This is a genomic window from Streptomyces sp. NBC_00271, from assembly GCF_036178845.1.
Lineage (GTDB): Bacteria > Actinomycetota > Actinomycetes > Streptomycetales > Streptomycetaceae > Streptomyces.
The window spans coordinates 10,943,897-10,956,348 of the sequence record NZ_CP108070.1 but is presented as its reverse complement, the minus strand read 5'-3'; the positions used below and the strand labels follow the sequence as shown (position 1 = coordinate 10,956,348).

Sequence of the window (12,452 nt, the reverse complement as noted above, 5' to 3'; positions counted from 1 at the left end):
TGACGGTCCAACCGCCCAGCACCACACCCTGGAGCCGCGCCGGGTCGGCGTGGGCGGGGATGGGAGCGAGGCGGCCTACGGCGTCCAGTCACACGCGGGTGGTGGATCCGGCCTTGCTGTCGGAGTCGACGCGGGTCAGGCCCGTGTGCTTCCTCCCATCCGCCGCGGTCCAGCGCACGGTGACCCAGACTCGGTCGCTGTCGCTGTCGTCAGCCGCACCCGCAGGACGCTCGGCATCCTCGGTGAGCACGGTCGGCACGGGTGCCGCTCGGCCCTCAGGGCATCGGCTTCCCGTTCGACGGCTGGGGCCGTCCACGCGCGGCGCCGACCGCCGCCACCGCGAGGGTCCAGGCGGCGAGCAGCACCAGGGCGCCACGAGGTGGCCGCGGCACCTGAGCTGGTAGCGCCGAAGCCTCCACCCGCGCACTCGGGCCGGCTGTCCGCTCCTGCCGGGTGTCGTGATCCTCACCTGACCGGCGCGTCACTGCCGACGCAGCGTATCCGCAGGCCCGCGCCGCGGCGTGGGCCACCTCTGGGTCGTATGGCCGAGGCGCAGGATCATCTGCGGGAAGCGGCCGAAGGCGAGACTCGTCCGGACCTCCGCGCGCAGCGAGGGTACTTCGAGGGGCTGGGTGTGGAAGGCCGCCCGGACCCGGTGCGCCGCCGCGTACAGCAGCACGCGTTGGAGCGCCTGACCCGCGCGCAGCCAGTCCGGGCGGGTGTCGTAGGGAGTGGTGAGGATGGCGACCATACCCGTGCGCGACACCCATTTCTGAGGCGGGAGAGCTACCTGCCGGGCGAGGCCCAGATAGTCACGGGCGGCCAGCAGTACGCAGTCCGGGTGGTACAGGCAGGCCTCGGCCGGGACTCCCGCCGGTCCGACGCACCCCGCGATCTCGGCGGTGTGCCCCCGGTCGGCACGGTGCACGTCCTCCGCGGTGCGCACCAGATCCGCGAGCAGGTCCAGTCGGTCCGGGTCCTCGACGATGTGGAGGAGGGCGCCCTCGGCGCGTGCGTGATCCCGCAGCTCGTCGAGCAGTTCCTCCGCGACATGCTCCGCCCCGAACGGCCCGCGGTGCGTGTGCCGGTGCGCCATCGCGCCCTCCATCAGCGCTTCGTGGAAAGTGGCCGGGGCATGGGCGGCGAAGGCCACGCGCGCCAGGTAGGCCGGGTTGCCGGACTCCGGCAGCAGGTCGACAGCAGGCTGGAAGCCGAGGTTGCGTACGGCGATCCGCGCGTTGAACAGCGCCGCCCCGCAGGCGATGACCGACTCCCGGCCGCCCGGATCGGTCAGGACCAGTCGACGTCCACGGTCCGCGTGGATCTCCAAGCCGTGGTCGTGGCCCTCCTCGACGAAGAACCAGGGTTGGTTGTTGTGCGGCGAGGGCGCGAGAGATGCGGCGTGGGCCAGGTGCAAGGCCGCACGGCCGTGTTGTGCGTACGCCGGAGACATGGGTGCCCCCTTCATCAACCGTTCGCTTTCAGGGTCCTCGCCCATCGGCCCGCGGCCCATGGGCCTTCCGTCCCCGCATCAGGTCTGGGTGGCCCTCTCCGGGTCGGTGCCCGGGCTCCCGCGGCGCGGCCGCCGTGCTCGCTCCGAACGGTTCGGGGTTGCCCGGCCGTTCGGCCCTGGACCCGGGTCGTGCGGCACTGGTCGCCGCCTCCCGGTGGGAGTTCGCCGGAAGTGTCGAGGAGGATGCCATGAACAGCGCACCATCGCTCGCACCCCGCAGGCACCGACGCCGCTCCACTGTGGTCACCGCAGCGCTGACGCTGCCTCTGCTCGCGGTCACCGCCTGCGGTACGACCACCGGTACGGGAACTCCTGGCGGCACCAACCCGACCACGCCTCCCACTGCCGGCACAGGCACGTCGGGCGGCACATCGGGCGCACGCGATCCGTCCGGCACCACTGCGCCGGAGGCGCCCACCACCAGTACCGCCGGCGGCACGACGACACACGTCCGGGCGGGGGTGTACTTCCTGCACGGCGAGAAGGTCTCCCCCGCCCCGCGCACCGTGACCGCACCGACGACCGTCACCGCCGCCGTACGGGCCCTGCTGGCCGGTCCCGACCTCTCCGAACGCGCCCACGGCCGGGCCACGGCCATCCCCCGTCCGGAACGCGGCTGCGTTCCCTCGTCGTCCGGAACCACGTGGCCACGGTCGACCTCTCCGGCCGCTACGACGACGAAGGCGGCAGCCTGTCGATACGGGAACGCCTCGCCCAGGTCGTGTTCACCGTGACCCGCTTCCCGACCGTCCACAAGGTCGCCTTCGAGGTCGACGGCAAGCCGGTGACGTCCTTCGGCGCCGAGGGAATCGTCCTGAACGGACCGGTCGGCCGGAGCGACTTCGAGGACCGGGCTCCCGCCGTGCTGGTCGAGTCGCCGCTGATCGGTGACACCGCACGCACCCCGCTGAGGGTGTGGGGCAGCGCCGACACGTTCGAATCACAGTTCCGGCTGAGGGTCACCGACACCACCGGGCGCACGGCCGCGGACGTCGTGGTCAGGGCGACATCCGGTACCGGCACACGCGGCACCTTCGACGTGACGTTCCCCTACAAGGCGGCTCGCACCGGCCCGGGTCTGCTCACCGCGTACGTCCTGTCGCCCAAGGACGGCCAACTGGTGACCGTCGACACCGTCCCGTTGAACGTGAACCGCTGACACCGGTCCCCGTTACGGGACGCCCCCGGCGCGCACCCTCCGCGCCGGGGTCGTCCCGCACCCGCCTCATCAGCGACATTCAGCCGCTGCTCACTTGCTCACTTCTTCTGCTGTGCCGCCACCAGTTCAGCGGCGATCCGCGCCGCCCAGTCCTCGATCGCGCCGAAGTCGCGGAAGTCTCCGCCCTTCCCGTTGCGCACGATCGACTGGGCGATGCGCCCCTTGGCTCCCTCCTCCAGACAGCCACCGAAGGTGAGATGGCTCCTGGCACCGAGCCGGACCATGGTGCGTCGTACGCCGCGCACGGGCGGGATGTCCCGCTCCGATGCCGAGGAGTCCAGCGGGCCGCTGCTGAACAACCACAGCGGGCGCTCGGCCAGTTGGCGGCCGTGCCGGCTCACGAACCGGCGGGCGTCGCGGTGCCAGCGGCCGGCATACAGCCCACTGCCGAGCACCACCGCGTCATACGGCGTCACGTCCATGACGGACCTGGCAGGCAACAGGTCGGGGATGAGTCCCCCCTTGCGCAGGACCTCGGCCACGGCCTCGGCGATCTGCGCGGTCGATCCGTTCGTCGTCCCGTAGGCGACCAGCACACTGGTGGGCATGACGGTCCGCCTCCTCTCACTTCACAGGTGGTGCACCCAGTCCTCGGTGACACCGTGGTATTTCTGCTCGTCGGGCTGGATACGCGAGTCGTCCCGCCGGTAGGAGAGCTGGTCGACGACCGCGACGACGCCGTCGATCCGACGGGTCATGGAGACGGCGATCTCCTTCTCGCTCTTGCGCTCCATCTGGCCGGAGAGCGTGACGACGCCTTCCACCACGGAGACGTCGATGTTGCGCGGCGCCTGCCACAGGGCACGCACCAGCACCTCTTCGACCACCTCGTCACGAATCTCCGTGTCCGGCCGCAGGAAGACCTGGAGCACATCGCGGCGGGTGACGATGCCGACGAGCCGCTGTTCCTCGTCCAGGACGGGCAGCCGCTCCACACCATGCTGCGCCATGGTCCGGGCCGCCTCGACGATGGTGTCGTCGGCGCGCACGGTGACGGGCGGCTCGGACATCAGCTGGCCGGCGGTGCGGGCCGTGGCCTTCGCGGCCCGCTGCCTGGCGCTGCGCGTCAGTTCGGCGAACCGGAACCGCTTCTTCGGTTCGTACGGGTCGGGTGCCTCGGCCTGGTGGGCCATCAGGTCCGTCTCCGAGACGACTCCGACGACCCGGTCGTCGTCGTCGACCACGGGCAGGCCGCTGATGCGGTGTTCGCCGAGCAGCCGTGCCACCTCTTTGAACGACGTTCCGTGGGTGGCACGGACAACCTCCGTGGTCATCACGGAGCCGACCTTGTTGTGCTTCATGGTGTTCCCTCCTCAGCGAAGTCGGCGCAGATACGGGTCCTGCGCCCTGTGGGGCAGCAGGCAGACGCGTGCATCGAGGACGGAGACTCCGCCCGGTCCCGCGAGTACGGGGTTGAAGTCGGTCTCGGCCAGCTGCGGCAGGTCGTTCGCCATCCGGGACAACCGCAGCAGCAGCTGTTCGAGGCCTTCGAGGTCGACGGGCCGGCTGCCGTGTGCACCGAACAGGAGCGGGGCGCAGCGCGGGGCCGTGATCAGGTCGTGCACGTCGTGGTCGGTGAGCGGTGCGAGCCGGGCAGTGTGATCGGCGAGAATCCCAGTCGCGGTGCCGCCGAGGCCGAACAGGACGAGCGGTCCGAAGACCTGGTCCTGGACGACGCCGGCGAACAGCTCGGTGCCGCGCTCGGCGAGCGGCTGCACGACCACGCCTGTGAGCAGACCTGCAAACCGGGTCTCCAAGTCGCGGAAGGCGGCGCGCACTTGGGGTTCGCCGCGCAGGTCGAGATGGACGGCGTGCTGTTCGCTCTTGTGCAGCAGACCCGGCCAGTAGCCCTTCATGACCACCCGCCCGTCGGCGCCGCGCAGCCGTTCGGCGGCGAGGACGGCGCCGTCCTCGGTGTCGGCCCAGGCCCAGGCCGACAGGGGAATGCCGTAGCAGTCGAGGAGTTCGGCGCATTGACGCGGGTCGAGCCAGCCGCCGTCCGGATTCGCGTCGAGGTAGGCCTCGACGACGGTGTGGGCGCGCGCGGTGTCGACTCCGTCGAGGGCAGGGATCGTCCCTGCCGGCCGGGCGAGCCAGGCCGCACGGTGGGCAGCATGCGCCAACGCCCCTGCCGCCGACCGAGGTTCGGCAAAGGCGGGGACAGTACGGCCGTCGACAGCGGGCAACAGCTCGACGGGTAGGGCCTGTTCGAGCCGGACCACAGCGATCGGCTTCGGTCTGTGTCCGGTTGTGCGAGTGAGGGCCCGGACGAGGTCGTCTCCGGTCGCCGCGGCGACCGCCGTGGGGACCAGAGCCACGAGGACGGCGTCGACGCCGGCGTGCCGCATGATCAGGTCCACACAGCCCCTGAGCTGCTCCTCCGTCACGGCCGCGGTGGCATCGACAGGGTTGCCGACGGCGGCGCCTTCGGGCAGCGCGGCGAGCAGGTCGTCGACGAGTTCGGGGGTCGGCGTCGGCAGGGTGAGCCCGGCCTCGGCGCAGGCGTCGGCCGCGAGGACCCCGGCTCCGCCCGCGTTGGTGACGATCGCCACGCGGGATCCGGTGGGCAGCGGCTGGGAGTGCAACAGGGCGGCGGCTTCTAGGAGTTCACCGACGGAGCGGGTGGCGGTGATGCCGGCCTGGGTGAACAGCGCCTGTCGGGTCATGGTCCGGGTCGCGGCGGCCGCGGTGTGCGAGGCGGCGGCACGGCGGCCCGCGTCGACGGTCAGGACGGGCATCCGACGGGTCACGCGCCGGGCGGTGCGGGAGAACGCCCGCGGGTTGCCGAAGGACTCCAGGTGCAGCAGGGCCAGGTCGGTGCGGCCGTCGCTCTCCCACCACTGGAGCATGTCGTTGCCGCTGACGTCGTACTTGTCGCCGAGCGACGCGAAGGTCGAGACGCCGATGCCGAGCCGGGACAGCCCGTCGAGCAGAGCGATGCCGACGCCGCCGGACTGTACGGCGACGCCCGCCGTGCCGGGGCGCGGGTGGTCGGCGGCGAAGGTCGCGTCGAGGCTCAGTTCCGGGTCGGTGTTGGAGACGCCGAGGCAGTTGGGGCCGACGAGCCGCATGCCGTAGGTACGGCACGCGGTCATGAGCGCTTCCGCCTGGGCCGGGTCGAGTCCCGCCGTGACGACGGTGAGGGCACGTACACCCGCCTTGCCGCACTCCTCGGCGGTGGCAGGCACGGCCGCGGCCGGTACGGCGACGACCACGAGGTCGGGTGTCCTGGGCAGAGCGCTGACCGAGGGATAGCTGGGCACGCCGAGGATGGAGGTGGCCGAGGGGTTCACTGCGAAGAGGCGGCGGGTGAAGCCGCCGGCGTGCAGGTGGTGCAGGATCGCCCGGCCGACGGACCCGGGTGTGCGTCCCGCGCCTACGACTGCGACCGCGTCCGGGCGCAGCAGCGGTTCGAGGCTGGCGACGTCGGCAGCGCGGCCACGTGCATCGGTGGCCGACAGATAGTTCTCGTCCTCGTCCAGTTCGATGGTGCAGCGCATCTCGGGGCCCTCGAAGCGGCGGGCGGTGCGCAGGCCGAGGTCGGCGAAGAGTCGCAGGACCTCGTGGTTCTCGCTGAGCGCGTCGGCCGTGAACGTGGTGATGCTCTCGGCGCGGGCGGCAGAGACCAGGTGCTCGACGAGGAGGGTGCCGACGCCCCGGTGGTGCAGCCCGTCGGCGACCGTGATGAAGATGTCGGCCGCTGTCCCGGTGCCACCGGTGTCGTATTCGGCGAGCCCGATCACCAGGCCCTTGGTCTCGGCCAGCAGGGCCCGGTGTCCGGACTGCGGCCTGCAGGCCCGGTCGGCCGCCGTCTCGGCGGACCGGCGACTCACTCCGAAGAAGCGCAGCCTCAGGTTCTCCGGGGACATCTCCTGGTAGAGACCCTGCAGTTGGTCGTGGTCCCCCGCCTCGACGGGACGGATGCACACGGTGGTGCCGTCCACGAGCAGGGAATGGACTGTGGGTCGGCTGAGTGCTTCGTCCGTCATCACGGATCTCCTCCAGGATTCGTCGACACTTCGAGCGTCCCGCGGAACGGAGAGAGGCCCCATGGGCTGCCTGGGGGCGGACCATGGGGCCTGTCGGCCCTCAGGAACCCGCCCCACAGGCCTACCGCATGGGGCCTCTCGCAGTCGTGCTCAGTCGTCGGCGACCAGCGCCGTCAGGTCGAGAAGGCGGTTGGTGTAGCCCCACTCGTTGTCGTACCAGCCGAAGACCTTCACCAGAGTGCCGTTGGCCTGGGTCAGGGCCGGGTCGAAGATGCAGGAAGAGGGATCGCCGATGACGTCCCGGGAGACGATCGGGGCCTTCGAGACACGGAGGATGCCGTTCAACGGGCCGTCCGCCGCCTCGGCGAATGCGGCGTTGACTTCCTCCGCCGTCGTCTCGCGGTTCAGCACGACCGCAAGGTCGGTGAGCGACCCGTCCTCCACCGGTACGCGCACGGCGATGCCGTCCAGGGCACCGGCCAGCTCCGGTAGCACCAGCCCGACCGCGCGGGCGGCCCCGGTACTGGTCGGGATGATACTCAGGGCCGCCGACCGGGCCCGGCGCAGGTCCTTGTGCGGACCGTCGAGCAAGGACTGGTCGTTGGTGTAACCGTGGATGGTGGTCATCATGCCGCGGTCGATGCCGAAGGCCTCGTGAAGCACCTTCACCATCGGGGCGACACAGTTGGTGGTGCAGGACGCCGCCGAAACGATCCGGTCGCTGTGCCGGTCGTAGGTGCCGTCGTTGACGCCCATCACGATGGTGGCGTCCACGTTCTTGCCCGGGGCCGAGAGCAGCACGGTGTGGGCACCGCCCTTGAGGTGCAGGGCCGCAGCGTCGCGGTCGCGGAAGCGGCCGGTGGACTCGACGACGATGCCCGCGCCGTAGTCGGACCAGTGCAGGACGGCCGGATCACGTTCGGCAGTGACGGCGATGCGCCTGCCGTCGACGGTGATCGAGCTGTCGTCGTGGCTGACCTCCCGTCCGATACGCCCGAAGGTGGAGTCGTACTCCAGGAGGTGGGCCAAGGTGGCGGGCGAGGTGATGTCGTTGATCGCGACCACCTCGACGTCCTGGGTGCCCGCCTCGGCACGGTCGAGTGCCGCGCGCAGATAGGTGCGGCCGATCCGGCCGAAGCCGTTGATGCCGACGCGTACGGTCATGACGGTGAACTCCTTTGTGAGATAGGGGGTTCAGGCGTTCCAGGTCCAGTCGGCGACTTCGGGCAGGTCGGTGCCGTGTTCGCGGATCCAGGCGTGGTGGCGGGTGCGGACGTCGGCCATCTGCTGGCGGACGGCGGCGGCGCGGACGCCGAGGCCGGGGACGCGGTCGATCACGTCCATGACGAGGCGGTAGCGGTCGAGGTCGTTGCGGACGACCATGTCGAACGGGGTCGTGGTGGTGCCCATCTCCTTGTAGCCGCGTACGTGCAGGTTGGCGTGGCCGGTGCGGCGGTAGGCGAGCCGGTGGATCAGCCAGGGGTAGCCGTGGTAGGCGAAGATCACCGGCTTGTCGGTGGTGAACAGCCCGTCGTACTCGAAGTCGCGCATCCCGTGCGGGTGTTCATCCCGCGGCAGCAGCCGGGTCATGTCGACCACGTTGACGACGCGGACGGCGAGGTCGGGCAGATGCCGGCGCAGCAACTGGGCGGCGGCCAGCACCTCTTGGGTGGGCACGTCACCGGCACAGGCGAGGACGACGTCCGGTTCCCCGCTGTTCTCGGTGCCCGCCCACTCCCAGATCCCGGCGCCACGGGCGCAGTGGTCGCGGGCCTGGTCCATGGAGAGCCAGTCGAAGCAGGGCTGCTTGCCCGCGACGACGACGTTCACGTAGTCACGGCTGCGCAGCACGTGGTCCGCCACCGACAGCAGGGTGTTGGCGTCCGGCGGCAGATAGACCCGTACGACCTCGGGACTCTTGTTGAGGACGTGGTCGACGAAGCCGGGGTCCTGGTGCGAGAAGCCGTTGTGGTCCTGACGCCAGACGTGCGAGGTGAGCAGGTAGTTGAGGGACGCGATCGGGGCACGCCACGCCAGCTCCCTCGACGTCTTCAGCCACTTGATGTGCTGGTTGACCATCGAGTCGACGATGTGCACGAACGCCTCGTAGCAGGAGAACAACCCGTGCCGACCGGTCAGCGTGTAGCCCTCCAGCCAGCCCTGGCAGGTGTGTTCGGAGAGGATCTCCATGACCCGGCCGTGCCGGTCCAGGTGCTCGTCGACCGGCAGGTGCCCGGCCTGCCAGGCCTTGCCGCTGGAGTTGAAGACGGCCTGGAGACGGTTGGAGGCGGTTTCGTCGGGGCCGACGACACGGAAGTCGCGGCTCGCCGAGGTGTCGTGCATGACCTTTTCGAGGAGGTCGCCGAGGATCCTCGTCGGCTCGTGCAGGGTGGTGCCCGGCTTCTCGACGGGGACGGCGTAGCGGTCGAGGGACGGGATCGGCAGATCACGGACGAGTAGGCCGCCATTGGCGTGCGGGGTGGCGCCGAGCCGCTTCGAGGCGTCAGGCACGCAGGCGAGGACGTCCGCGGCGGGCCGGCCGTCCGTGCGGAAGAGCTCCTCGGGCCGGTACGAGCGCAGCCACGCCTCCAACTGCCCCAGGTGTTGGGGGTTTTCGCGCACCTCCGCCAGCGGGACCTGGTGTGCGCGCCAGGTGCCTTCGACGGGGACGCCGTCGACCTCGGCGGGGCCGGTCCAGCCCTTCGGGGTGCGCAGCACGATCACGGGCCAGTGCACGCGTTCGGCGACGCCGTCCTCGCGGGCCGTCCGCTGCATCACCGCGATACGGTCCAGTGCCTGGTCGAAAGCCTTCGCCATCGCCCGGTGCACCTGGGCGGGATCGTCGCCGGTGACGTGGATCGGCTCGTGGCCGTATCCCCGCAGGAGTTCGTCGAGTTCGGACTCCGGGAGCCGGGACAGGACCGTCGGGTTGGCGATCTTGTAGCCGTTGAGGTGCAGGATCGGCAGGACCGCGCCGTCGTGGACGGGGTCGAGGAACTTGTTGGAGTGCCAGGCGGCGGCCAGCGGGCCGGTCTCCGCCTCGCCGTCGCCGATCACGCAGGCGACCAGCAGGTCCGGGTTGTCGAAGGCGGCGCCGTACGCGTGCGCGAGAGAATACCCCAGCTCGCCCCCTTCGTGGATGGACCCAGGGGTCTCCGGCGCCACGTGGCTGGGCACGCCGCCCGGGAAGGAGAACTGCTTGAAGAGCCGTTCCATGCCGGCCGCGTCACGCGAGACGTCCGGGTAGGTCTCACTATAGCTGCCCTCCAGCCAGGAGTTGGCGAGGACCGCGGGCCCGCCGTGACCGGGTCCCCACACGCACAGCGCGTCCAGGCCGCGCGCCTTGATCACCCGGTTGAGGTGGGTGTACACGAGGTTCAGACCGGGCGAGGTACCCCAGTGGCCCAGCAGCCGCGGCTTGATGTGCGCGGGGGTCAGGGGCTCGGTCAGCAGCGGGTTGGCGAGCAGATAGATCTGGCCCACGGCAAGGTAGTTGGCGGCTCGCCAGTGGGCGTCCAGAGTGCGCAGTTCGTCGTCGGAAAGTACGGAAAGAGCGGTGGCGTCCTGGTGGTCGACCTTGGGCATCAAAGGCTCCGGAAGTCATGGGTCAGCGGGCAGTGGACGCGGCGTGGCCGACAAGGGGCGGAGGCGCTGCCGCGCAGGGCGTACGAGAAGGAACTACCGTTCCCACAGGGGAGTTGGGGACGTCGCAGGCGTGGGTGCGAGGCCGGGAGCGCCCACCGCGCCATCCGCAGACCTACGTCCCCGACCCCGCGGTGAGTCTCCGAGCAGCCCGTCACCGTGCTCATTCCTGCTCGGGCACGATGACGACCGGGCAGGCGGAGTAGTGCAGCACTCCGTGGGCCACTCGGCCCAGTTGGAGCCCGTAGTGCCCAGGGCGGCGCTTGGCTCCGACGATCAGGAGGTCGGCGTCCGCGAGGCGTCCACGAGCACGTTCCGGGCGTGGCCCTCGACGATACGGCGGTGCGATTCGACGTCGGCGGGAACGTCCTGGAGCGCCGTTTCCAGGGCCTCCACCGCCCGCTGCTCGTGCAGCCGGGCCGGTTCTCCGTCCATCAGCGGATGGTCGGTGGACTCGTGCGCGGGGCAGCGCCAGGCCCGTACGACGTCCACCGGCACCCCGCGTCGCCCCGCCTCCTCGAAAGCGAAGCGCACCGCCGCCGAGCCTGCCGGCCTCTCTGCGACGCCCAGGACGACTCGGCCGCGCGTTCCGGTCCGGGCCTGGTTGTCGTGGTTGTCGCGGACGACGATCACCGGGCACTGCGCGTGTCCGGCCACGGTCAGGCTCACGGAGCCCAGCAGCGCCTCGGCGAGGCCGCTGCGTCCGCGGGTGCCCGTGACCAGAGCCGAGGCGCTCCGGCTCTCCCGCACCAGCGCGTACTCGGGTTCCTCGGACAGCACGTCGGTGGAGACCTTCACGTCGGGCTGACGCCGGCGAGCGCGCCGGGCGGCGGTCGCCACGATGTCCTCGGCCCGGACCTGCGCGGACGGCTCGCCGACGTCCTCGGCGAGCGAGGTGCCCTCGTACCGCTCCCACAGCGACGCGTACACCAGCCGCAGCGGCAGTCCGCGCACGGCGGCCTCGTCGGCCGCCCAGTCGACGGCCCGCAGGCTGGGCTCGGAGCCGTCGACGCCGACGACGATCGGGAGTGTCATCGTGGTCACCGTCCCGTACCGAGGTCGAAGACGATCCGGGCCTTGATCTCGCCGCGCAGCACGTCGACGATGGACTCGTTGACGGAGGTCAGCGGACGGGTCTCGGAGATGACCTTGGTCTGTCCTGTGGCGTGCAGCTGGAAGACCTCGGCGAGGTCCTGCCGGGTGCCCACGATCGAGCCGATCACCGAGGTGCCGTTCAGCACGGTGTCGAAGATCGGGACCTGGATCGTGCCGTGCGCGGGCAGTGCCACCATCACGAGCTTCCCACCGCGCCGCAGACCGGAGTTGACGGCGGCGAAGGCGGCCTCGTTGACCGCGAGCGCGATGGCCGCGTGCGCGCCGCCGTGCCGCTTGAGAACCTCGCCGACGTCGTCCTTGCGGGCGTCGATGACGAGGTCGGCGCCGAGCGCGGTGGCGAGTTCGAGCTTCTCGTCGGTGACGTCGATCGCGGCGACGCTGACCCCGGCGATCTTCGCGTACTGCACCGCCAGGTGGCCGAGCCCGCCGACACCCGAGATCGCGACGAGCTGGGCGGGCCGCACGCCGGCGACCTTGAGCGCCTTGTACGTGGTCACGCCGGCGCAGGTGAGCGGAGCGGCGTCCACGGCGGTCACGCCGTCAGGTACCGGCTGGGCGAAGTCGGCCCAGGCCAGCATCTTCTCGGCGTAGCCACCGTCGCAGCCGTACCCGGTGTTGATCTGCTGCTCGCACAGCGTCTCCCAGCCGGACAGGCAGTGCTCGCACCGCCCACAGGCCTTGCCGAGCCACGGCACGGCGACGCGCTGGCCGACGGACAGGTGTGTGACGCCGTCGCCGAGCCTCTCGACGAGGCCGACGCCCTCGTGGCCGGGCACGAACGGCGGGTTGGGCTTGACGGGCCAGTCGCCGTGGGCGGCGTGGATGTCGGTGTGGCACAGTCCGGAGGCCTCGACACGGACGCGGACCTGGCCGGGGCCGGGCTCGGGGTCGGGCCGGTCCTCGATGACCAGGGGTTCACCGAAGGCTCGTACAACGGCTGCCTTCATGACTGCTGCTCCTCAGGGCGAGGGAT

General features: G+C 71.0%; 10 protein-coding genes and 1 pseudogene. 2 read left to right on the top strand and 9 right to left on the bottom strand.

The features are described 5' to 3' along the window. Positions 1–88: 88 nt before the first annotated feature. Positions 89–259 carry a hypothetical protein gene (locus OG798_RS49945; protein ID WP_328759530.1) on the bottom strand — a complete coding sequence of 57 codons (171 nt, stop codon included), beginning with the start codon at positions 257–259 and terminating at the stop codon, positions 89–91. 222 nt (positions 260–481) lie between these two features. Beyond that, positions 482–1,453, bottom strand: coding sequence for an Acg family FMN-binding oxidoreductase (locus tag OG798_RS49940; RefSeq protein WP_328759529.1), 972 nt, complete (start codon positions 1,451–1,453; stop codon positions 482–484). Positions 1,454–1,701: 248 nt separating this feature from the next. On the opposite strand from OG798_RS49940, the gene OG798_RS49935 reads away from it, so the two are divergent. Together OG798_RS49935 and OG798_RS49930 are read left to right on the top strand one after the other, a co-directional pair. Continuing rightward, complete coding sequence (locus OG798_RS49935; RefSeq protein WP_328760240.1) at positions 1,702–2,247, top strand: hypothetical protein; 546 nt, start codon at positions 1,702–1,704, stop codon at positions 2,245–2,247. After that, the gene (locus OG798_RS49930) at positions 2,157–2,672 is read left to right on the top strand and encodes a Gmad2 immunoglobulin-like domain-containing protein (protein ID WP_328759528.1); all 516 of its coding nucleotides are present in this window, start codon (positions 2,157–2,159) and stop codon (positions 2,670–2,672) included. Before OG798_RS49935 ends, OG798_RS49930 begins: the two co-directional genes overlap by 91 nt. A gap of 98 nt (positions 2,673–2,770) precedes the next feature. Here OG798_RS49930 and OG798_RS49925 read toward each other — a convergent pair whose 3' ends face one another. From OG798_RS49925 to OG798_RS49895, 7 genes and pseudogenes are all read right to left on the bottom strand, one after another. After that, positions 2,771–3,280 carry a flavodoxin domain-containing protein gene (locus OG798_RS49925; RefSeq protein ID WP_328759527.1) on the bottom strand — a complete coding sequence of 170 codons (510 nt, stop codon included), beginning with the start codon at positions 3,278–3,280 and terminating at the stop codon, positions 2,771–2,773. Positions 3,281–3,301: 21 nt separating this feature from the next. Next, complete coding sequence (locus tag OG798_RS49920; protein WP_328759525.1) at positions 3,302–4,033, bottom strand: CBS domain-containing protein; 732 nt, start codon at positions 4,031–4,033, stop codon at positions 3,302–3,304. A gap of 12 nt (positions 4,034–4,045) precedes the next feature. Continuing rightward, positions 4,046–6,721, bottom strand: coding sequence for a bifunctional acetate--CoA ligase family protein/GNAT family N-acetyltransferase (locus OG798_RS49915; RefSeq protein ID WP_328759524.1), 2,676 nt, complete (start codon positions 6,719–6,721; stop codon positions 4,046–4,048). Between the two features lie 150 nt (positions 6,722–6,871). Continuing rightward, a complete protein-coding gene (gene gap / locus OG798_RS49910) occupies positions 6,872–7,885 on the bottom strand; it encodes a type I glyceraldehyde-3-phosphate dehydrogenase (RefSeq protein WP_328759523.1) in 1,014 nt (337 codons plus the stop codon). Positions 7,886–7,915: 30 nt separating this feature from the next. Further along, entirely contained in the window at positions 7,916–10,306 is a 2,391-nt protein-coding gene (locus OG798_RS49905) for a phosphoketolase family protein (protein WP_328759522.1), read from the bottom strand. A gap of 220 nt (positions 10,307–10,526) precedes the next feature. Then, positions 10,527–11,398: pseudogene (locus OG798_RS49900) on the bottom strand (universal stress protein). A gap of 5 nt (positions 11,399–11,403) precedes the next feature. Then, on the bottom strand, positions 11,404–12,426 hold the full coding sequence (locus tag OG798_RS49895) for a zinc-dependent alcohol dehydrogenase (protein WP_328759521.1): 1,023 nt from the start codon (positions 12,424–12,426) through the stop codon (positions 11,404–11,406). Between the last annotated feature and the right edge of the window lie 26 nt (positions 12,427–12,452).